Annotated in this window: 22 protein-coding genes; 13 read left to right on the top strand and 9 right to left on the bottom strand. The window is 66.0% G+C overall.

Annotation, left to right across the window (positions count from 1 at the left end):
• Positions 1 to 340: 340 nt before the first annotated feature.
• Positions 341 to 820: an Lrp/AsnC family transcriptional regulator gene (locus tag ACR65K_RS17655; protein WP_440154306.1), complete on the bottom strand. Its 480-nt coding sequence runs from the start codon at positions 818 to 820 to the stop codon at positions 341 to 343.
• Positions 821 to 903: 83 nt separating this feature from the next.
• Between ACR65K_RS17655 and hisC the strand changes: the two genes are divergently transcribed.
• The 3 genes from hisC (at position 904) to ACR65K_RS17640 (ending at position 3405) form a co-directional block, all read left to right on the top strand.
• Entirely contained in the window at positions 904 to 2022 is a 1119-nt protein-coding gene (gene hisC, locus ACR65K_RS17650; protein WP_440154305.1) for a histidinol-phosphate transaminase, read from the top strand.
• 38 nt (positions 2023 to 2060) lie between these two features.
• Complete coding sequence (locus ACR65K_RS17645) at positions 2061 to 2693, top strand: YitT family protein (protein ID WP_440154429.1); 633 nt, start codon at positions 2061 to 2063, stop codon at positions 2691 to 2693.
• Positions 2694 to 2763: 70 nt separating this feature from the next.
• Positions 2764 to 3405, top strand: a complete 642-nt coding sequence (locus tag ACR65K_RS17640) for an NADPH-dependent F420 reductase (protein WP_440154304.1) — start codon at positions 2764 to 2766, stop codon at positions 3403 to 3405.
• Positions 3406 to 3481: 76 nt separating this feature from the next.
• Here ACR65K_RS17640 and ACR65K_RS17635 read toward each other — a convergent pair whose 3' ends face one another.
• Positions 3482 to 4399 carry an SMP-30/gluconolactonase/LRE family protein gene (locus tag ACR65K_RS17635; RefSeq protein WP_440154303.1) on the bottom strand — a complete coding sequence of 306 codons (918 nt, stop codon included), beginning with the start codon at positions 4397 to 4399 and terminating at the stop codon, positions 3482 to 3484.
• 156 nt (positions 4400 to 4555) lie between these two features.
• Between ACR65K_RS17635 and ACR65K_RS17630 the strand changes: the two genes are divergently transcribed.
• Positions 4556 to 4906 (top strand): hypothetical protein, encoded by a 351-nt coding sequence (locus tag ACR65K_RS17630; RefSeq protein ID WP_018770711.1) that lies wholly within the window; start codon positions 4556 to 4558, stop codon positions 4904 to 4906.
• Positions 4907 to 4971: 65 nt separating this feature from the next.
• Here ACR65K_RS17630 and ACR65K_RS17625 read toward each other — a convergent pair whose 3' ends face one another.
• The 3 genes from ACR65K_RS17625 to ACR65K_RS17615 all read right to left on the bottom strand — a co-directional run bounded on the left by ACR65K_RS17625 (position 4972) and on the right by ACR65K_RS17615 (position 7180).
• Positions 4972 to 5904 (bottom strand): threonine/serine dehydratase, encoded by a 933-nt coding sequence (locus ACR65K_RS17625; RefSeq protein WP_440154302.1) that lies wholly within the window; start codon positions 5902 to 5904, stop codon positions 4972 to 4974.
• 3 nt (positions 5905 to 5907) lie between these two features.
• On the bottom strand, positions 5908 to 6171 hold the full coding sequence (locus ACR65K_RS17620) for a hypothetical protein (RefSeq protein WP_056329763.1): 264 nt from the start codon (positions 6169 to 6171) through the stop codon (positions 5908 to 5910).
• A gap of 70 nt (positions 6172 to 6241) precedes the next feature.
• Positions 6242 to 7180: a LysR family transcriptional regulator gene (locus ACR65K_RS17615; RefSeq protein ID WP_440154301.1), complete on the bottom strand. Its 939-nt coding sequence runs from the start codon at positions 7178 to 7180 to the stop codon at positions 6242 to 6244.
• A 239-nt stretch (positions 7181 to 7419) separates the two neighbouring features.
• Between ACR65K_RS17615 and ACR65K_RS17610 the strand changes: the two genes are divergently transcribed.
• The 3 genes from ACR65K_RS17610 (at position 7420) to ACR65K_RS17600 (ending at position 10806) form a co-directional block, all read left to right on the top strand.
• On the top strand, positions 7420 to 8538 hold the full coding sequence (locus ACR65K_RS17610) for a PrpF domain-containing protein (RefSeq protein ID WP_440154300.1): 1119 nt from the start codon (positions 7420 to 7422) through the stop codon (positions 8536 to 8538).
• Positions 8539 to 8797: 259 nt separating this feature from the next.
• Positions 8798 to 10051, top strand: coding sequence for an SLC13 family permease (locus ACR65K_RS17605; RefSeq protein WP_440154428.1), 1254 nt, complete (start codon positions 8798 to 8800; stop codon positions 10049 to 10051).
• A gap of 158 nt (positions 10052 to 10209) precedes the next feature.
• Positions 10210 to 10806 carry a nucleoside/nucleotide kinase family protein gene (locus ACR65K_RS17600; RefSeq protein ID WP_440154299.1) on the top strand — a complete coding sequence of 199 codons (597 nt, stop codon included), beginning with the start codon at positions 10210 to 10212 and terminating at the stop codon, positions 10804 to 10806.
• A gap of 84 nt (positions 10807 to 10890) precedes the next feature.
• Here the strand turns inward: ACR65K_RS17600 and ACR65K_RS17595 are convergent, their stop codons facing one another.
• Entirely contained in the window at positions 10891 to 11730 is an 840-nt protein-coding gene (locus ACR65K_RS17595; protein ID WP_440154298.1) for a hypothetical protein, read from the bottom strand.
• A 166-nt stretch (positions 11731 to 11896) separates the two neighbouring features.
• On the bottom strand, positions 11897 to 12769 hold the full coding sequence (locus ACR65K_RS17590) for an IclR family transcriptional regulator (RefSeq protein ID WP_440154297.1): 873 nt from the start codon (positions 12767 to 12769) through the stop codon (positions 11897 to 11899).
• 168 nt (positions 12770 to 12937) lie between these two features.
• Here ACR65K_RS17590 and ACR65K_RS17585 point away from each other — a divergent pair, with 168 nt between their 5' ends.
• A complete protein-coding gene (locus ACR65K_RS17585; RefSeq protein WP_440154296.1) occupies positions 12938 to 14236 on the top strand; it encodes an MFS transporter in 1299 nt (432 codons plus the stop codon).
• Between the two features lie 110 nt (positions 14237 to 14346).
• Positions 14347 to 15099, top strand: a complete 753-nt coding sequence (locus tag ACR65K_RS17580; RefSeq protein WP_440154295.1) for a GntR family transcriptional regulator — start codon at positions 14347 to 14349, stop codon at positions 15097 to 15099.
• Between the two features lie 9 nt (positions 15100 to 15108).
• On the opposite strand, the gene ACR65K_RS17575 is transcribed toward ACR65K_RS17580, so the two are convergent.
• Both ACR65K_RS17575 and ACR65K_RS17570 read right to left on the bottom strand, forming a co-directional pair.
• On the bottom strand, positions 15109 to 15567 hold the full coding sequence (locus ACR65K_RS17575) for a PTS sugar transporter subunit IIA (RefSeq protein ID WP_440154294.1): 459 nt from the start codon (positions 15565 to 15567) through the stop codon (positions 15109 to 15111).
• Entirely contained in the window at positions 15567 to 15797 is a 231-nt protein-coding gene (locus tag ACR65K_RS17570; protein WP_050053469.1) for a PTS sugar transporter subunit IIB, read from the bottom strand. The genes ACR65K_RS17575 and ACR65K_RS17570 overlap by 1 nt, the downstream gene beginning before the upstream one ends.
• Positions 15798 to 16027: 230 nt before the next feature.
• On the opposite strand from ACR65K_RS17570, the gene ACR65K_RS17565 reads away from it, so the two are divergent.
• From ACR65K_RS17565 to ACR65K_RS17550, 4 genes are read left to right on the top strand one after another with little or no spacing between them, the layout of a single operon-like run.
• On the top strand, positions 16028 to 17278 hold the full coding sequence (locus ACR65K_RS17565; RefSeq protein WP_440154293.1) for a PTS transporter subunit EIIC: 1251 nt from the start codon (positions 16028 to 16030) through the stop codon (positions 17276 to 17278).
• Positions 17279 to 17328: 50 nt separating this feature from the next.
• Entirely contained in the window at positions 17329 to 18108 is a 780-nt protein-coding gene (gene nagB, locus ACR65K_RS17560; RefSeq protein ID WP_440154292.1) for a glucosamine-6-phosphate deaminase, read from the top strand.
• Positions 18093 to 18893: a copper homeostasis protein CutC gene (locus tag ACR65K_RS17555; protein ID WP_440154291.1), complete on the top strand. Its 801-nt coding sequence runs from the start codon at positions 18093 to 18095 to the stop codon at positions 18891 to 18893. The genes nagB and ACR65K_RS17555 overlap by 16 nt, the downstream gene beginning before the upstream one ends.
• Positions 18894 to 18896: 3 nt before the next feature.
• Positions 18897 to 20096 (top strand): N-acetylglucosamine-6-phosphate deacetylase, encoded by a 1200-nt coding sequence (locus ACR65K_RS17550; protein ID WP_440154290.1) that lies wholly within the window; start codon positions 18897 to 18899, stop codon positions 20094 to 20096.
• Positions 20097 to 20291 lie beyond the last annotated feature (195 nt).

Genomic DNA, 20291 nt, shown 5'->3' with positions numbered 1-20291 from the left:
TGAGTCTGCCGCACGACAGTTTTGTAACGTTTCATTCGTTTGGCCAAGCATTCCCACGGGAGTAATTTCGAGGGATTTGGTCTGTGAGGAAACGCTTTCTGCCCTTCAGGTTTATCAGCGCCTGACAAAGTCCGTCAACAGTTTGACCGAAAGTTATTGGGAGAATTTGTTCTATTGCGTTTGCTTCTACGCCCCTTGGAGGCCCGCTCACTTTTGACGTCTATTGCCCAATCGCCCGCTCACTCTCAACCCCTGGAGTGAGCGGGCGTTGCCTCAAAACGGGTCAAAGGTGAGCGGGCGTTGCCTCAAAACGCGCCAAAGGTGAGCGGGCGTTGGTCCGCTATTTGCGGGTTGCCGCCTGCAGCAGCGGGAGGGTGCGGGTGGGCATGACCTCCACCAGGGACATGGCGGTGCTGGTACGGACGACGCCGTCAATCGCCAGCATCGCGTTGGTGATGCGGTGAAGGTCAGCCGGGTCCTTCGCGGCCACCTTGGCGAGCAGGTCGGCGTCGCCGGTGGTGGCATGCATCTCGATGATCTCCGGAATGGTCTGCAGCGCCGCCACGGCAATGTCACTGGAGGACTGGCTGATCGAAATTGAAATGAAGGCCAGCAGCGGCAGGCCCAACGCTTCCGTCCGCACCCGCTGGCTGAAGGGCGCCAGGCTCCCGTCGGTGGCCAGCCGGCGGAGCCGGGCGTGCACAGTATTGCGCGCCACTCCCAGCGTTCTCGAGAGGGACAGCACGGTGGCCTGGGGGTCCTGGTCGAGTGTGAGGAGGATCTCTGCGTCAAGAGCATCAATGAGGTGCATACTGAGCATTTTGCCATCCCGGCCTGTTCCCAGGGCTTGATCTGTCCTCCGCCAAACCGTTGTGTTGCGCAAACGTCCCGAATCCGCGCACCATGCTGTCCATGACCAGCACCCTTCCCGAAGCCGCGGCACCCGAGGTCCGCGCCGTCGTCGCCCAGCTTCCCGCCTACGTGGCCGGCAAGAGCGCGCAGTCTGCCCTGACCGCCGCCCTGGCCTCGAACGAAAGCCACTTCGTTCCCCTGCCATCTGTCATCGAAGCCATCTCGGCCGAGGCCGGGAGGATCCACCGGTACCCCAGCACGGGTGCGGTGGAGGCACGTGAAGCCATTGCCGGGCACTTCGGTGTCAGCCCTGACGAAATTGCCGCCGGCCCGGGAAGCTCGGGTGTGCTGCAGCAGATCATTTCCGCCGTCTGCGGCCACGGCGACGAGGTGGTGTATGCGTGGCGGTCCTTCGAGGCCTACCCCATCCTGGTGGCAGTGGCAGGCGCCGCTTCAGTCCCCGTGCCGCTGCTGGCCAATGAACACCACGATCTGGACGCCATGGCCGTGGCCATCACCGACCGAACCCGCCTGGTAATCCTGTGTTCGCCCAACAACCCCACCGGCGTGTCCATCAGTGAAGCTGCGCTTGAGGAGTTCCTCCGCTCGGTTCCGGCACGCGTGCTGGTAGTGCTGGACGAGGCCTACATCGAGTTCCAGCGCGGGCCAGGCGTTGACTCGCTCGATTTCTACCGCCGCTACCCCAACCTTTGCATCCTGCGGACCTTCTCCAAGGCCTACGGGCTGGCAGGCCTGCGGATCGGCTACGCCATAGCCCGCCCGGACATCGCCGAAGGCCTCCGCCGAACCGCCGTCCCCTTCGGCGTCAACAGAATGGCGCAGGCGGCCGCGGTTGCCTCGCTTGCAGCCGGGGACGAGGTCCTTGAACGGACCGAGGCGGTAGCCCGGGAACGCACCCGGGTCATCGAGGCGCTGCGAAGCTACGGCTGGGATGTGCCGGACAGCCAGGCCAACTTCTACTGGCTGCGGGCCGACGACGATTTGCGGATGCGGCTCCTGGAAGCGCTGGCCGACGCCGATATTTTAGTGCGCGGTTACGCGCTGGACGGGGTACGAATCACCCTGGCCGATGAAGCCACCAACAACCGTGTCCTTGCCGTCCTGGCCGATCGCGGGCGGTTCCTTGGTGAGGCGGGCACAGCCCGGTGAGTACCTCCACAGAAACCCCCGCTGCCCCGGCCCGGCACATGGAAGGGCCGACGGCGGCACCTTCAGTACCGCCGTCGGCCGTCCGTCATTCCGTGGTTGAGGACGTCCTGGGCATCCTGACTGGCACGTTCGCCGCGTCTCTTGGGCTGTTCCTGCTCAAGTCCAGCGGGGCAGTGACCGGAGGCACCGCAGGCCTGGCGCTGCTGCTCAGCTATTCGGTCGCGCTGCCTTTCGGCGTCATCTTCTTTACGGTGAACCTGCCGTTCTTCGCCCTGGCGGTGTGGAAGAAGGGCTGGAACTTCGCCCTCCGCACCGGCGCCGCCATTGCCCTGGTCTCGGCGATGGCCAGCCTGCACCCCGCGGCCCTGGGGGCCCTGCAGATTGACCCGGCGTACGGCGTGCTGGGCGGAAACCTGCTCGCCGGCGTCGGCCTCCTGATCCTGTTCCGGCACCAGTCCAGCCTGGGCGGCTTCAACATCCTGGCCCTGCTGCTGCAGGAAAAACTGAAGTGGCGGGCGGGGTATGTGCAGATGGTGCTGGACGTGGCCATCGTCCTGGCATCGCTTATCCTCGTGGCGCCGATGATGGTGCTGCTGTCCGCGGCCGGCGCCACCCTCCTGAACCTCATCCTTGCCCTGAACCACCGGCCCGGCCGTTACCTGGGAAAGTAGGCAGCCGGCCGGCCGTTTATTCCCCGCAGCCGGCTGAAATATCTGCGCGGGGACCTGCGTTGGGGCCCATATGACAACAATCGGAATTATCGGTGCAGGACATATTGGCAGCCAGGTTGCACGGAAGGCCGTGGAACTGGGCTACGACGTAGTCATCAGCAACTCCCGCGGCCCGGAAACCCTCCAGGACCTGGTGTCCGAGCTGGGCCCCAAAGCCCGCGCGGCTACGGCAGCTGAAGCGGCAGCGGCCGGGGACTTCGCCGTGGTCACGGTGCCGCTGAAGAACTACAAGGACGTTCCGGCGGAGCCGCTGGCCGGCAAGATTGTGATCGACACCAACAACTACTACTGGGAGCGGGACGGCAGGATCCCCGCCCTGGACAATGGCGAAGCCACCACCTCGGGCCTGTTGCAGGAGCACCTGCCCCAGTCCAAGGTGGCCAAGGGCTTCAACCACATCATGGCCAAGGACATCACCACCGACGGAACTCCGGCCGGCACCGAAGACCGGCGCGCCCTGGCCACTTCCAGCAACTACCCGGAAGCAGCGGACCTGGTCACCCGCCTCTACGACGAATTCGGCTTCGACACCGTGGACGTGGGGCCGCTGTCCGAGAGCTGGCGCGTGGAGCGGGACCGCCCTGCCTACGTAAAGCGGCAGAACGCCCTGGAGCTGAAGGACAACCTGGCCAAGGCGCCGCGGACCGTCTGATCCATCCCATCCATAGCTTTCGCCCCACCCAGACTGGCCGGCAGTTCCTACTGCCGGCCAGTCTTGTGTCGAGGCACTACTTCCAGGCGGGTACCAGCACCACTTCGAACGGGCTGGGCGGCTGGTTGAACTGGGCGTTGACCGCAGCGAGAGTACCCTCCCCGAACAGGGCCACGGTGGTGGGAATATTGAAGGCGTCGCTCTTGATGGTGTTCCTGACCTCGGCGGAGGACAAGTCACTGGAAAGATCCAGGCGCGTTATCTGGTTCAGTTGGTTCTGGACCGCCCATACGTTGTCGCCGCGCACCAGGATGCCGTCCACAAACGGCACGCTGACGCCCTTGATTGCGGCGCTTTCCCCGGTCTTGGGATTGACCGTGTACAGGGCTCCGTTCATGGAGTGGGCCACGATCAGGACTTTCCCGTCCTCGGACGCGGCAATGCCGTTCAGGTTGAACCCCTGCGTGAGCTCTGCCGCCGGGCCGCTCAGCTTGAGGGTCTTCACCTTGCCCAGCTGGCCGTGGTCTTCCACCGGCAGGAAGTAGAGTTCCGCCGCCGCTGAATTGGTGAACCAGGCTCCGTCGCCGGTAAGCGTGACGTCGTTGATGAACCCTTTGCCCAGGTTGAAGTCGGCAATGGGCTTACCGGTTTCGGTGCTGTAGACGAACGCCTTGCCGGTGTTGGCCCCTGCCACAAACAGCAGATCGTTGCAGGTGTCGGCTTTCATCCCGGCGGCCGCGCGACCTGCGGGCGCGTCGATGAAGCGGCTTGCGGTGCCCTTGCGGATGTCGCCGCGGAAGATGTCGCCGGTGGTGAGTTCACCTGCATAGAAAGTCTTGCCCTCCCCTGCCGCGATGCCCTCGGCGGAGGTGGCGCCGTCGAGCACTATCTCCCTGGGATCCGGCGCGGCCAGCGCCGGAAGGGCCGTGGGAAGAAGCAATGAAAATGAGGCCACGAGCCCGGCGGCGGCACGGCGGCGTACTGTTTGGCGCATGCTGGTTCCTTAGTCTGGGTCGATGCGCGCGGGGCCCATCTGCGGAAGCTCCGCACGATTGGTGCTGCCAGTTTAAGCGCCCGTATTGGGCTTGCGAAGGCATGGGGCTACCCAATCTGCTTACAATCGAAACCTCTGACCACTACTGAGGGACCCATGAAGAAATTCGCCACAGCCCTGTTTGCCGCCGGCCTCGTTGCTTCCGCCACGGCCTGCTCCGCCACGCACCAACTGTCCACCGCTGAAACCTGCGAGCGGATCCAGGCCGTTGTGTCGAACCCCGCCAACAACGCCGGCAAGACGGGCATGAACAACCTCGCCAACCAGATCCGCCCCATCCACGCGGTTGCCTCGGACGACCTCAAGCCCGCCCTGGCCTCGATCCTTGCGTACACGGACGAGCAGGCCAAGGAAAACCCGGACAAGGACAAGCTGGCCGATCTCCAGTCCGGCTACCAGGAGGCAGGCAGCACGTACAGCAAGTTCTGCGGCCAGGCCGGCGGCTAAACAATCCACTTGCAAAGGGGACCGGCCGCCTGCGGACATGCGGCCGGCCCCTTTTGTGTCCAGGCCTAGAGCGTGGCCGGATCCGTGTTGGCGCCGCACAGGATGACGGCAACCCGTTCATCCTTCCCCGGCACGTAGGCGCCGGAGGTCAGCGCTGCGTAGGCAGCTGCGGCGCCGTGCTCCACCACGATCCGGTAGTCGTTCCACAGCGCCGAACGAGCGGCAACGATCTGTTCGTCGGTCACCAGGACGCTTTCGACGCCGCAGCGGACCGCGACGGAGAACCCGATGTCCCCTATGCGGCGGGCACCCAGGGAGTCGGCGGCGACGCCCGATACCGGGACGTCCACCGGATTCCCCGCTGCCAGCGCAGCGTGCAGGGTGGAGGCGGTTTCGGGCTCAACGGCCACTACTTTGGCAAAGCCTTCGACGGCGGCAGCAACTCCCGCCATCAGCCCGCCACCGCCCACGGCCACCAGGACCGTGTCCACAGCCGGCACCTGTTCCAGTAACTCGGAGCCAACCGTCCCGGCACCCGCGGCGATTTCCGGCTGGTCATAGGCATGGCAGTAGATGGCGCCGGTGGTCTCCGCGTGCACCACAGCGGCCTGGTAGGCGGCCGCATACTCCGCACCGCCCTGGACCACCGTGGCGCCGATCGCCTTCAGTTTGCTGACTTTGACTGCCGGCGCGGTTTCAGGAACGAACACGGTTGCGGGCACGCCGAGTTGCCTGGCCGCGTAGGCGTTGGCCAGGCCTGCGTTCCCGCCCGACGCCACAACAACGCCCACGTCCGCCCGCAACTCACCCCGCTCCTTGCTGGCCAGGATCCGGTTGAGCGCACCGCGGGCCTTGAACGTGCCCGTGTGCTGCATGAATTCGCATTTGAACCAGACCGGGCCATTGAACGCGCCCGGGTCCGCCTCCATGACGGGGGTCCTGCGGATGAGGCCCGCGGTCCGCTGTGCGGCCTGGTCGACGTCAGCGCGGGTGATCATCCGTCAGACTTCGTCATCCCAGGTACCCGTCTCCTTAAGTGCGTCTTCCGGCTCGGGCTCCCGGGCTGCTTCCTCGCCGCCCACATACGACGCCGGGACGGTTCCGGCAGCATGCGCCTGCTGTTCCTCCCGGATGTTCGACGCACCGGGCTGCTCCGGGTGCATGCCGGCCTGCGGCGCCTCCTTCGCTTCGTTCCTGGCCTCGTCCGGGTCGCCCGGTCCGCGAAGGTCTGCGGTGTTCTGGGGATCGTCGCTGGAAACGGTCATGGTCCTGCCTTTCACCTGGGAACTGCTGTGCAACCGGCCGGATAACCCCGCCCGGCCTCCAGCCTACGGTCTACAGGTAGTCGCCGGCCCGTTCCCGCGCGATTTCCAGCAGCGTTGAGTGGAAGGCGACCTCAGCCGGGGCGTACACCTTGTCCTGCCGCTGCGCCAGCAATACTCGCCGCAGCGGCGCAGCCTCACCCAGGCTCAATACCCGCACATCGGGATGCTGCAGTGCCACCGCAGTCTTGGGGACCATTGCCACCCCCATCCCCACACTCACCATCGCCTGCGCCTCCTGGTAGTCGTTCGCCTGGAAGGCAATTACCGGCTCGAACCCGGCGTCATGGGCGGAGCGCTGAAGCACCTCCACCACCGGGTGCGCCTCCGCCCGCACAATCCACGATTCGGTGCGGAGGTCCTCCATGCTGACCTCCTCCCGGTCCGCCAGCCGGTGCCCCCGGGCCACCAGGACAACAGTGCTCTCACGGAACACTTCTGTGACGCGGATGGCGTCGTCGTGAAAGGGATTCCAGGGGTAGTCCCAGAGCAGGCACAGCCCGGTAACCCCGGATTCGAGGTCCGCGACGAGTTCGTCGAAGCGGGCGCTGCGGAGGGACAGTCCGATTGCGGGGTAACGCTTCTTGAAGGCACGGATGACGAGGGGCAGGAAGGAGCCCGCCAGCGTGGGAAAGGTACCTACCGTCAGGGAGCCGCGGTTCAGTCCTGCCAGCTGGTTCAGGTCGGACTGCGCTGCCCGCATCTGGCGCACGATCTTGCGTGCATGGCCGGCCAGCATCTGTCCTGCCTCGGTGGGAACCACCCCACGCGAGCGGCGGTTCAACAGTGGCTGGCCCACCTCCTGCTCCAGCTTCCGGAGCTGCTGGGACACGGCTGACGGGCTGTACATCTTCAGCTCGGCTGCCGCGGTGATGGATCCCTGCTCCACCACCTCCAGCAGCAGGGCGAGCCGCCGGATGTCGAATAAATAGTCCTCTTCTTCCTGAAGCAACTCTTAACCCTTCCACGGATTTGATTCACCAACTGCAATTGCTCGATAAAAACCTGACTGCTGCGGAACTTCCACAGCACCAGGCGCAGGTTTTACTGCTCCCGACGCCTTTTACTGCAAGTGATTGAAGCAACACTACATCCCTCTTCAACTATTGAACATTGTCTTCAGTTGTGATCTGGCTCATTCTCGATTCAGGCGCCACAACGAAAACCAGGCACAAGGAGATGTGGGAAGCAATGAAGTTTGAAGCGGAATGGATGCGCGGGGGCACCAGCAAATGCTGGGTGTTCGAGGCCGGGCACCTTCAGGAAGGCGGCGCCAGCCTGGATGTGCTGCTGCCGCGGCTGTACGGGAGTCCCGATTCCCGGCAAATAGACGGCGTGGGTGGAGCCACGTCCACCACCAGCAAGGCTGTGATCCTGCATCGGCCGGCCGGGGACGGCGTGGACATCGAGTTCACCTTCGCCCAGGTGGGCATAGAAGAGGCCACTGTGGACTGGGGCAGCAACTGCGGAAACTGCTCAGCAGTGGTTGGCCTGTACGCCATCGAGAAGGGGTGGGTGGTTCCGGAAGGCGACGTCACCCGCGTTGTCACCCGGAACACGAACACCGGCCAGGTCATCGTCCAGCGTGTGGCCACTCCGTCCGGAGAACTGCCGGACGTACCGTCGGCGCACATGCCGGGGGTACCGTTTCCCGGCCACTTGGTGGGGCTGGGTTTCCAGGATCCCGCTGGGAAGACCACCGGGGCCCTGCTGCCCACCGGGGCCGCAACCGACACCATCACTGCCGGCGGAACCCGCTGGACGGTGTCCATGGTGGATGCCGGGGCTCCTGTCGTGATGGTTCTCGCCGCTGAACTCGGCCTGGACCTGGACCGCTACGAAACCTGGCAGACCGGCATCGAACAACAACTCGAGGTCCTGGAACAGATCCGGCGGCAGGCAGCCGTGCGGATGGGACTGACTCCCACCATCGCCGGTGCGGCCCGCGCCATCCCCAAGCTCGCCGTCGTCGGACCTCCCACTGACCGGGACCCGGCCAGCGATGTGAACGTCATGATGCTTTCGATGGGCAAGCCGCACCCCGCACTGGCCATCACCGGGAGCATCGCCCTGACCCTGGCTGCCCGGACGCCCGGAACTGTATTGCACGCCATCACCGGCCGCCACCTGGGCGCCGCACTGCGTCTCCGCACCCCGGCCGGGGTGATCGAAACGTGGACCGAGGACCACGACGGAAGCCTGCTCGTCGGCGTCGACCGCACGGCCCGCACCATCGCCACCACCATCATCCATCTCCCCGAGGTCTCCGGCAGCGCCGCCGCTGCAGCCCTCGTGGGCGCTACCCTCTGAGGAGACTGTCATGACAAACACTGTCCAGACCAAAGATGCGCTGGCCGAAGACCCGCAAACCAAAGACCCGCTGGCCAAGGGCGTAAAGACCGGTGCTGCCCCCGTGCCGGAAACGCCGGACGGGCGCCCCGCGCGCGCTTCCTCCCGGCGTCGTCGTATCCTGCTGTGGGTGGTGGCCGGCCTGGCCATCCTGGGTGTGATTGCCCTCGTTGTCGGCGGCATCTTCAGCCAGGGAGCCGTCACGGACCCGGAGCCGACCATGACCGCTGTCCAGATCATCCCGCTGGTGATCCTCGTGGTGATGTTCGTCGTGGCCACCAAATGGCCGCTGAACATTGGCGTGATGGGGCTCGTGGCCTCCTTCGGCGTCGGATATTTCATGCTGGGGATGTCCGATAAGCAGATCCTCGAAGAGTTCCCTGCCAGCATCGTGCTGACCATCATCGGCGTCACATACTTCTTCAGCATGGCCCAGCGGAACGGCACCATCGACATCATCGTCAAGGGCTGCGTGCGGATGGTCCGCGGCAAGACGCTGCTGCTGCCGTGGGTGTTCTTCCTGATCGCCGCCGCACTGACCTCGCTCGGAACGTTCTCCCCTGCCGCCATCGCCCTGCTGGCACCGGCCGCCATCGGTTTCGCGTACGAATCGCGCATCCACCCGGTGGTCATGGGCGCCTTCATCATCAACGGCGCACACGCCGGCGGCTTCTCCCCGCTGTCCGTGGCCGGCGTCCTGGTCCACGACATCGCACTGAAGAATGACTTCCCGATTTCCCAGGGTGGTTTGTTCATCGCCAGCTTCGCGCTGAACCTGATCCTGTCGGTGCTGACCATCGTCCTGTTCGCCCTGATCGGCAAGCTGCGCGACGGCAGCGGGCAGCACGTGGACATCGATACGTCCTCCACCGGGCGCCCGCACGGCCAGCAGATCCTGACCCTGGCGCTGATCGCGGCAATGCTGGTGTGCACCCTCGGCTTCCACATGCCCATCGGCTTCGTGGCCCTCTCCGCAGGCCTGCTGCTCGCCTTCATCAACATCAAGGAACACAAGACGTTCATCGGCGGCATCTCCTGGTCCACCGTGCTGCTGGTGGCCGGCATGATCACCTATGTGTCCCTGCTGCAGCACGTGGGCGTCATCGACACCCTGGCCGAGCAGGCCCTGGCCCTGGGGGCTCCGCTGCTGATCGCACTGGTCCTCTGTTACGTGATCGGTGTTGGTTCCGCCTTCGCCTCGTCCACCGCACTGCTGACCGCGTTCATCCCGCTGGCCGGCCCGCTCCTGGCCACCAGCTCGCTCAGCGCCTCCGGAACCGTTGCCGCCCTGGCCATCGCCGCCACCGTCGTCGACGTCTCCCCCTTCTCCACGGATGGTGCACTTGTTGTGGCCAACGCCCGCGAGGACGACCGGCAGCGCGTCTACAAGCAGCTGATGTTCTACGCAGGCGGCGTGGTGCTGGTAGCCCCCGCCCTGGCCTGGGCATTGCTGGTACCCACCGGCATCATGTAAGTCGGCTCTTCACCACCGGCGGCCCGTCAGCATGTGCTGGCGGGCCGTTTGGCTGTTCCGCTCCTCGGTCCGATTCTGTCTCCTGCCTGTGAATTGCAGCCCACCCGGGACGTTGCGCCCACCCCCGGCGTTAAAACGGAACGGCGGAAGGAGGCCACGTGATCATTGTGCTGACGGGCATCGACGGATCGGGAAAGTCGACGGCGGACCAGGCCTTGGTGTCGTCCGTGCGGGCGAAGGGCGGCAGGGCCCTGCTCCTGAGCAACCATGCAGGCCGGCGGGTCATGTCCCTGGTGGCTGCCAGGCTGGGAGTGCGCCTGCCCGCCAGACTCTCTGACGCCGTCGAAACCGCCCTCAGGGTGGGCAACGCCCTGGTCTCACACCTGCGCGCCGGCCGCTTCGATGGCCTGGTGGTGATGGACCGGCACCTCCACTGCCAGCTGGCGCTGCGTTCCGCCAGCGGACTGCCGCGCGGGCGGTTCCTGCCCTGGCTGCTGGCCCGCCTGCCGCAGCCGGACGCCGTCATCCACCTGAATATCGACCCCGCCGAGGCACACCGCCGCATCGTTGCGCGTGGAACGGATTCCGAGAGCCTTGACGATCTCGCCGCATTCCAGGCCGGGTACCGCGATCTGCCGGAGTACGCGGGGTTCGTGAAGGTGGACGCCTCCGCCCCGAAAGAGCAGTTGCTGGCGGAGATGCTCTCGCGGCTGGCCGCCGTGGGCGTGGATACAGACTCGGCTCTATCCGGGTAGGCGCCGTAGTCCCACAGAAAGGGGGCGGACCGGGACAGTAAAGTCCCGGCCCGCCCCCTTTCAAAGGTTGCGGAGTGGGTGCCGCTACCGCGATGCCGTGGGAGAGGCCGACGACGACGAGCCGCTGCCCGAGGACATCGTCGCCGACGAGGTGGATGAGGCGGTGGACGAAGCCGAGCTGCTCGGCGAGGACATACCGGCCGAACCGGACGAGCTGGTGGAGGTGGGGCTCGACGTTGCGCCGCTTTCGGCCGCCTTCAACACGTCGTTAATGAGCTCCTCAAGCTCCTTTTGGTCCTGGTCACCCAGGTCCGTGCCGCTCTTGGTGGCAACCACCAGCAGGCGGCCTTCGGCAGCGGAAACCTGCATCAGCTTCTGCTGGTTGTCGCCGCTGCGGGTGCTGACGGTAGCGAAGGTCTTTTCAGCGTCAGTGTCCGCCTTCAGTTCCTGGCTGGAAACGTCGTACTTCTGGCCCAGGGCTGAAACCGAGAACTTGGCGCACTGGTTCATCTTGCCGCTGATGTCGCTCAGCGTCTTGACGGCGTCAGGGCCCGCGCTGCCGGACTGGGCGGACAGTGTGCGCGGCTGGTTGCCCTCAGAGAGTGCCACGGCCACGTCGCCGCTTTCCACCTTGTCCAGCAGACCGGCGGTGGCGATGTCCTTGCAGTCCTTGGGGTCAATAGTTGCCGTGCTCATGAGCAGGTTGGCGATGTTTCCACCCTGGTCAACCTGTTCCTTTGAGTACAGCTTGAGTTCGTTCCCGTCCTCATCCTTCTTGCCTGAGATGAGGTTGCGGAGCTCATCCTCCGAATACACCTTGGCGTTTGCGGTCTGTGTGGCGGAAGCAGAAGCGGACGTCGTTGCCGTGCCTGACGGAGTGGCAGTACCCCCGCCTCCTCCGGAACAGCCTGCCAAAGCAAGCATCGCCGCAGTCACAACTCCAAGCGCAGAAACTTTTCGCATCAGGATTACCCTCCAGAATAGACAGCATGCTTAGTAGTTCTAAGCGTAAAGGGTGAAAGGCGGGGACGGAAATAACGGAATGATTTCAAATCTGGCGGACTCGCCCCCCCCCCCCGTTGACCGCGGCTCAGACGGGGAAGTGACCCGGCTGCAGGGGCTGCGGTTGCCGCCAGGCTCCGCTGGCTTTCGCCTGGTAGCCAAGGCTCCGGGAGATGGCACGCGCGGCGGCGCGGACCAGCGGCACCAGCTCATGGGCCGGCGTCTGTGCATCCGGAACCACAATGGACAATGAAGCCACCACGCCGCCGTCCGCCCCGTAGATGGGTGCGGCAACGGAGACAGTGCGGGACGGATGGTCCCTGCGGACCACTGCGACGCCGGATTGCCTGACGTTTGCCAGGACGCCGCGAAGCCGGGCCGCAGGAAGGCTGCCGGAATCCGGAACTCCGCCCGCGACCGCGTGCGATTCCGTGTGCTGGGCAAGCAGTTCCTGCAGCAGTTCCGGGCCGGCGGAGGCAAGCAGGACCTGCCCGACGGCGGTGGTCGGCAAAGGCATTCGGCCTCCAACCCGGTAAGCCACCTCAGTCGCGGTACGCGAGGAGAGCCTGTCGATCAGGACTGCGTCCGTGCCTTCGCGGACGGCCAGCAGCACGTGATGCCGCGTGACCTCGTAAAGGTCCTCAAGGTACGGCAGGGCGATCTGCCGCACCCCGTGGCCCCGCGGTGAAAGCGAGGCGATTTCCCAGAGGCGTAACCCCACCACGTAGCGGCCGTCCTCGAGGCGCTCCAGTGCACCCCACTCGGTCAGGTGCCTCACCAGCCGCAGCGCCGTTGCCGGGGCAAGGCCGGCCTGGCGGGACAGTTCGGACAGGCTCAGGGCCCGGCGCTGTTCCGTAAACTGGGCCAGCAGGCTCAGGGCCCGCACCAGCACGGGCGTGCCGGGAAGTGCAGGCGCAGCGTCGCTGGGCGCGGCTGCTGTTTGCCTGCCTGCTCCGGCCATGTCCGCCTCCATCTGTTGCCTCTATCAAGCTTGGACAATGTGGGCTCCGCCACAAAGAGGATTTTCACCCAGTGAAAAGACCGGCCACAGGGCAAGTACCGTGGGGCGAAGCTGAAGGACGTCCCGCAGGCATCCAGCCAGCGTCCCTTGACCCGATTGGAATCAATGATGAACTCCAATGCCCCCAGCAAATCCCTGGCCGGAATCTTCGTGCTGTGCTGGCTTGGCCTGCTTGCCGACGGCTACGACCTCTATGTCTACGGTGCAACCCTGCCCGCCCTGATCGGACAGCCACCCTTCAATGTCACGCCTGCCGGGGCCGGGGCGGTGGGATCCCTGGCGCTGGTGGGAATGCTGCTCGGCTCACTGATCGTGGGTACTCTGACGGACCGGCTGGGCCGCCGTCGGATCTTTGTAGGCGCGCTGGCGCTGTTTTCGCTGGCCATGCTTGCCTGCGCCATGGCACCGGGCTGGGAACTCTTCGCAGCGTTCCGCTTCATCGCCTGCTTCGGCGTGGGCGGCCTTTTGCCGACGGCGGTGGCCCTCACCAATGAGTTCGCCCCGCCCGGGAAGAAGTCGCTGGTCCTGGGCGCCGTGCTCACGGGGCCGGCGACGGGCACTGTTGCCGCCTCGCTGACGTCCCTGGCTGTCCTGGAGTCCAGCGGGTTCCGCCCGGTATACGCGATCGGAGCTGCAGGCCTGCTGATCGTTCCCTTCGCCTGGCTCCTGCTGCCGGAGTCGCCCTCGTTCCTGCGGACCCAGCTCCGCACATCCGAGGCAGACCGGATCGAGGCCGCTTACGGGCTGCCCCGTACCCTGGATGTCCCGGCCGCTGCCGTTCGCGTCTCCCCCACCCGCGCCCTCTTCGCCAATGGCACCGCCGGAACCACTGTCCTGCTGTGGGCCATCACCGTCCTGAGCCTGCTGACCATCTTTGGCGTCAGCACGTGGCTGCCGCAGATCATGCGCACCGCCGGGTTCGGCGTCGGATCCTCCGTGTCATTCCTGCTGGCGTACTCGGTGGGTGCCGTGGTCGGCACTGTCCTTGCATCTGTTGCCAGCCAGAAGTTCGGGCCTCGGCCGCTGGTCGTGGTGGGCTTCGTCAGTGCAGCGGCGGCCCTGCTCCTGATGTCCACCAACCCGCCGGCCGCGCTCATGACCATACTCGCCGCCGTCGCAGGTTTTGGCGGGCTGGGGACGCAAAACATGATTAACGACTACATCGCACAGTTCTACCCTGCCGCCACGCGGGCCACCGGCCTTGGCTGGGCGCTGGCCGTGGGACGCATCGGGGCCATCGCAGGCCCAACCTACGGCGCCCTGCTGGTCAGCTTCGGGGGCGGCGTCCCCGTAGCCGCCATCGCATTCGCGGCGCCGGCACTGCTGGGCGCCATGCTCATGCTCGCCCTGCGCGCCAGGGCAGTACGCCGGCCCGCCATTGCCCAGGACGCGGAGCTGGTGGGCTGACGCCCGGCCCGCGACAAAGGTGGGCGGGCGGCTCCCCACGGCCCGCGCCTGTGGAATAATCCAAGCAGGTGGTCCGGACCGGACTTATCCAGCAGCAGGAGGGGCGTCAATTGTCCGCCACATTAAGGAGCACCGCGGGAGCAGCGGCCGCGGCCATCAATAACACCCAGGTCCCCAAGCACGAGCAACTGCGGCTGATCATACTCAAGCTCGCCAAAGAGGAACTGGAGCCCGGAGCCCGGCTTCCCAGCGAGCGAACGCTCATGGACTCCTACGGCGTCAGCCGCATAACCGTCCGCGCTGCAATCGGCCGCCTGGTCAACGAGGGGCACCTGGTGCGGGTTCCGGCCAAGGGCACGTTTGTGGCGGATTCCCCCGTGCAGTCAACACTGCACCTTGCCTCGTTCACGCAGGAAATGGAGGCGATGGGACACGTGCCCAGCACGGTGGTGCTGGTGGCCGAAGCCGGCGCTGCCCCCACGGATACGGCCGAAGCGCTCAGCCTGCCACCGGGCTCCGAGGCCATCCATCTGAAGCGCCTCCGACTTGCAGACGGCCGGCCGGTCAGCGTGGATGACGCCTGGTACAACCCTGAGCATGCCCGCGGACTTCTGGATATCGACCTGACAGGCTCGGTTTACAAAGCCCTCGCCGCGCAGTTCGGGCACCAGATCGACAGGGCCCGGCAGAGCGTGAGGTCCGAGGGCGCCCCCGCGGACGTGGGGGCGCTCCTCGGAACCGGCACAGGGGCGCCGGTGCTGGCCTTCGACCGGGTGTCCTATTCAGGGCCCCTTGCCATCGAGCATTCACGCTCGTGGTACCGCTCCGACCGCTACTCCCTGAACATGGAAGTCCGGCTCTAGCGCTCAGCCCTAATCGAGCGAGAACAGCTGCTGCCCGGCGGTGACAGTGCCGGCTCCGACCAAGGTTGCCGTGTCCGGCTTGGTGTCGAGGACGACGACGGGACTCACCATCGAGTAACCGGCCGCGAGGGCGGCGGTGGGATCGACGCGCATCACGGCAGCGCCGGCGTCCACAGTCTCTCCCTGGGTAATCAGCAGCTTAAAGCCTTCGCCTTTGAGCTTGACCGTGTCTATGCCCACATGGGTGAGGACGCCGCGCCCTGAGGACTCAACCACCACAAAGGCGTGCGGCAGCAGCTTGATCACCTTTCCCGCCACGGGGGACACGACGTCGAACATCTCGCCTACAGGCGGTTCCACTGCCGCGCCGGAACCCACCATCTGGCCGGCGAAAACAGGGTCCGGGACCTCGGCAAGGGGAATCACGGTGCCGGCGATGGGCGCCAGGACCACCAGGGGCTGCGCCACTAGAGGAGGTCCTCGATGTCTTCGGCCAGGGTATCGGCCTCGGGGCCAACGATGACCTGGACAGCCGTGCCGGAGGCCAGCACGCCGTGGGCTCCGGCCGCCTTCAAGGAGGCCTCGTTCACGAGGGAACCATCTTTAACCTCAGTGCGAAGGCGGGTAATGCAGGCTTCAATCTCCACGATGTTGCCGGCTCCGCCCAGTCCTTCAATGATCTTTTCTGCTTTGGACATGGTTGCCCTTTCTGACGGTGCCCACTCGGAGCACTGCTTCCTCACCGGGCCGGCGGCCCAAGTGCGACCAATTATGGCTTCCACCACCGGCCTTTTGAATGGCCCGGCAGGATTTCCCATTGCCTTGACAGGCGCTCGTGGGATGGATCACACTGAACTGGTCATAACCAGACAGTACCGGCTGGAACCCCTCCTTTACAAGCCCCACCAGAACCCGCAGAGGTGCAACCATGTCAACATCCGAGACCGCCGCCCTGGCTCCCGAAAAGAAGCCAAACAAGGCGTTTGCCACACTGCAGCGCCTGGGCCGCACCCTGATGCTGCCCATCGCTGTTCTTCCCGCCGCAGGCATCCTGCTGCGCATTGGCCAGGCCGACCTGCTCGGCGCCATCCCTGGATTTGAAGGTGGCGCCGCCGTCATCTCCGCAGCCGGCAATGCCGTTTTCACTTGGCTGCCGCTCATTTTTGCAGTCGGCATCGCCATCGGCTGGGCCAAGAAGGCCGATGGTTCCACTGCTCTGGCCGCCGTCGTTGGCTACATGGTGATCGACGGGGTCTTCAAGGCCATGTCCCCGCTGGTCCTGGCCGGACAGGTTGACCCGGCCGGCAAGCAAGCGATGATCAACTACGGCGTCCTGGCCGGCATTGTGGTGGGTCTGCTCTCCGCAACGCTGTGGCAGCGGTTCTACCGCACAAAACTGCCGGACTTCCTTGGCTTCTTCAGCGGCCGCCGATTGGTGCCAATCCTGACCTCCGTCTCCAGCCTGGTAGCCGGCGTCGTCCTTGCCTTGGCCTACCCCCTTTTCAACGCCGGCCTTTCCGCGGTGGGCCAGGCCGTGGCAAGCAACGCTGTGGCCGGCGGAGGCATCTACGGCTTCGCCAACCGCATGCTGATTCCCGCAGGGCTGCACCACATCCTGAACTCCGGCGTCTGGTTCCTCATCGGCGACTACACCGACGCCTCGGGCCACCTGGTCCGCGGCGACCTCAACCGCTTCTTCGCCGGGGACCCCAGCGCGGGCATCTTCATGACCGGTTTCTTCCCCATCATGATGTTCGGCCTGCCTGCAGCAGCACTTGCCATTTGGCGCCACGCCAAGCCCTCGCAGAAGAAGATCGTCGGCGGCATCATGCTCTCCACCGCGTTGACCGCTTTTTTCACCGGCATCACCGAACCGCTTGAGTACTCCTTTATGTTCGTGGCCTTCCCGCTCTACATCGTCCACGCCGCCCTGACCGGAACGTCCATGGCCCTGGTCAACGCGCTGGGAATCCATCACGGGTTCACGTTTTCAGCAGGCCTGATCGACTTTGTCCTCAACTTCGGCAAATCACAGAACGGCTGGCTGCTCATCCCCATAGGACTGGGCTACGCAGTTATCTACTACTTCCTCTTCTCCTTCGTCATCAAGCGCTGGAACCTGCGAACCCCTGGCCGTGAGGACGACGAAGTCACTGTGGAGACAGACGCCGCGAAGTAGCGGCCTCCGTCCTTACCTCCCGCAACTGCAACCGGAAGCACCAAGACCGCATGGAAATCATCATTCTGCCCACCCCTGCCGACGTCGCCCGCGCGGCCGCGGACGCCATCGAGGACCAGGTCCGTCGCGGCCCGTCCGTCCTGGGACTGGCCACCGGGTCCACACCACTGGGCACCTACCAGGAACTCATCCAACGGCACCGCAGCGGCGGCCTGAGCTTCGCAGAGGCCCGGGCGTTCCTGCTGGACGAGTACGTGGGACTGTCCGCCGGGCATCCGCAGTCATACCACTCGGTCATCCGGGAGGAATTCACGGCAAGCGTGGACTTCGGCGCCGACGCGGTGCATGGCCTGGACGGCATAGCAAAGGACCTGCAGGCCGAGGCGGAGCAGTACGAGGCGCGGATTGCAGCTGCAGGAGGGGTGGATCTCCAGATCCTTGGCATCGGCACGGACGGGCATGTGGGCTTCAACGAACCGATGTCCTCGCTCGGCTCGCGCACCCGGATCAAGACCCTTACCCGCCAGACGCGCCAGGACAACGCCCGCTTCTTCGACTCCGCGGACGCCGTGCCGGACCACGTCCTGACCCAGGGGCTGGGCACCATCCGCGAGGCCCGGCACCTGCTGCTGCTCGCCATGGGCGAGGCCAAGGCGGAAGCCATCGCGGCCGCCGTCGAGGGCCCGGTCGCCGCCAACTGCCCCGCATCCGCGCTCCAGCTGCACCCGCACGTCTCGGTCCTGGTGGACGAGGCCGCAGCCTCGCGGCTGGCCCACCGGGACTACTACACGGATACGTTCGGACGGAAGCCGGCGTGGCAGGGGCTTTGAGCACGGGCCAGGGCACGCCGGTGGTTGCTGTCCGCTGCCCGCAGCTGGAACTTGCCGTGGAAAACGCCGACGGCGTCCGGCTGGCCGCCGCCGTGGGCGCGGCCAGGGTTGAACTCTGCGCCGCCCTGGCGGAGACGGAGGGCATCACGCCAAGCATCGGCACCATCGAGCAGGCGTGCGGGCTGGGCCTTCCCGTCCATGTCCTGGTGCGTCCGCGGCCGGGCAACTTCACCTATTCACCCGGCGAGCTCGATGTCATTGAGCGCGATGCCGCTGCGGCTTTGGGTGCCGGAGCGGCGGGCGTGGTGGTTGGTGTCCTGGCATCCGACGGCGGCCCGGATGTCCAGGCTATCCGGCGCGTCGTGGCAGCAGCGCGGGCCGTGAGGCCGGACGCCGAAGTCACGTTCCACCGCGCGTTCGACGCAGCCCTGGCCGCCGGCCTGGACCCCGCCGAGGCGCTCTCCCGGCTGGAGGAGGCCGGGGTGGACCGGGTCCTCACCAGTGGTGGTGGCCCCAACTGCGCCGCGGGCTTGGAGATGCTGGGCAGGATTGTGCAGCAGGGACGCCGGAGCGCTCCTTCGGTCCAGATCATGGCAGGCGGGGGTGTCACCCTGGCGCTGGTACCGTCGCTCCTTGAAGTGGGAGTCCATGCCGTACACACCTCGGCGCGGCCCCGGCACGGGGGCGGGGACCGGGCTGGCGCCGCGGACCAAGGCTTGGCCGCCCGCATGGCAGCCGCCGTGGCCGCCGTACCGCTGATGCAACCGACGAATGAAGGACAGTAAACGATGGGCAATGAACTGTTTCTTCGCGGGCGTATCGTCACCGCGTCGCTGGATATTGCGGACGGGGTGGTGGCGGCCGACGGCGGCCTAGTCACCTTCGCGGGCCCTGCGCGGGACTTTCCCGGGGTAGTTCCGCCGGACGCACCCGCCGGCCGCGTCCTGATACCCGGCCTGGTGGACGTGCACTGCCATGGCGCGTATGGTTCGGATTTCTCGGAGGGCGATCGCGACGGCGCCGAGCGGGCTGCACGCTACCTGCACAGCCGTGGAACCACCACACTGGTGGGCAGCCTGGTCACCGGAGAGCCAGGGGACCTGGTCCGGAACCTTGGGGTGTTGCGGGAGCTGGCAGGACTGGGGCTGATTGCCGGATCGCACCTGGAGGGTCCTTTCCTCTCGGGCCAGCAGTGCGGAGCCCACAATCCCGCGCTGCTGCTGGACCCCGACCCGGATGTGGTGGCCCGCATGCTGGCCGCGGCAGGGCCAACCTTGGCCTCCATGACCTTGGCGGCCGAGCTGCCCGGCGCCTCCGAACTTGCTGACCTGCTCACCGCCCGCGGCATCATTCCTTCGCTGGGCCACACCGCGGCGGACCATACGACCTCGGCAGCCTTCCTGGCGCGCGCGGCGGCCGCTTTGGACTCGGCCGCCAATTCCACCGGGAGGAACCGCCCGACGGTAACGCACTTATTCAATGCCATGCCTCCCCTGCACCACCGCTCCCCCGGCCCTGTCTCGGCGAGCCTCAGCGCGGCAAAAGCTGGAAAAGCAGTGGTGGAACTGATTGCTGATGGCGTGCACCTGGCCCCGGAAATTGTGAAGCTGGTGTTCGACCTTGTGGGTGCGGAGAACATCGCCCTGGTGACCGACGCCATGGCCGCCACCGGCCTGGACGACGGGCGGTACCGGCTGGGTTCCCTCTCCGTGACAGTCAGCGGAGGCGTGGCGCGCGTGGATGGCACGGGGGCCATCGCCGGCGGGACCAGCACTTTGCTGGACGTTGTCCGGGCCACCGTTGCTGCTGGCGTTTCCCTGCGGGATGCGGTGACGTCCGCGACCGCCGTCCCCGCCGCCGTGCTGGGTCTTTCAGCTAGGGCAGGCGATCTGCGGCCTGGAATGCCCGCCGATGTGGTCCTGGTTGATCAGGAACTGAACCTGGCCGGGGTGTTGCGAAAGGGTTCTTGGGCCACCGCGCCAAGCTGAGTGCCCCGATACGGCAAGTCCCGGTCGTTCTGGCCGCGGCTTGATGCCTGGGAACCACGATTGTCGGACCCTCGATGGATGATGTTTCCATGGGAATCGGCAGCGGTGGTGGGGTGGTTTTGGAGGGTGTTCACTCCTCTGTTGCTGCCCTCGATGCGCTGGACTGCGAGGATGCTTTCCTGGCGGCCGGGGTTG

This window comes from Arthrobacter sp. SAFR-179 (assembly GCF_059414945.1).
This window is presented reverse-complemented; position numbering and strand designations above follow the sequence as displayed.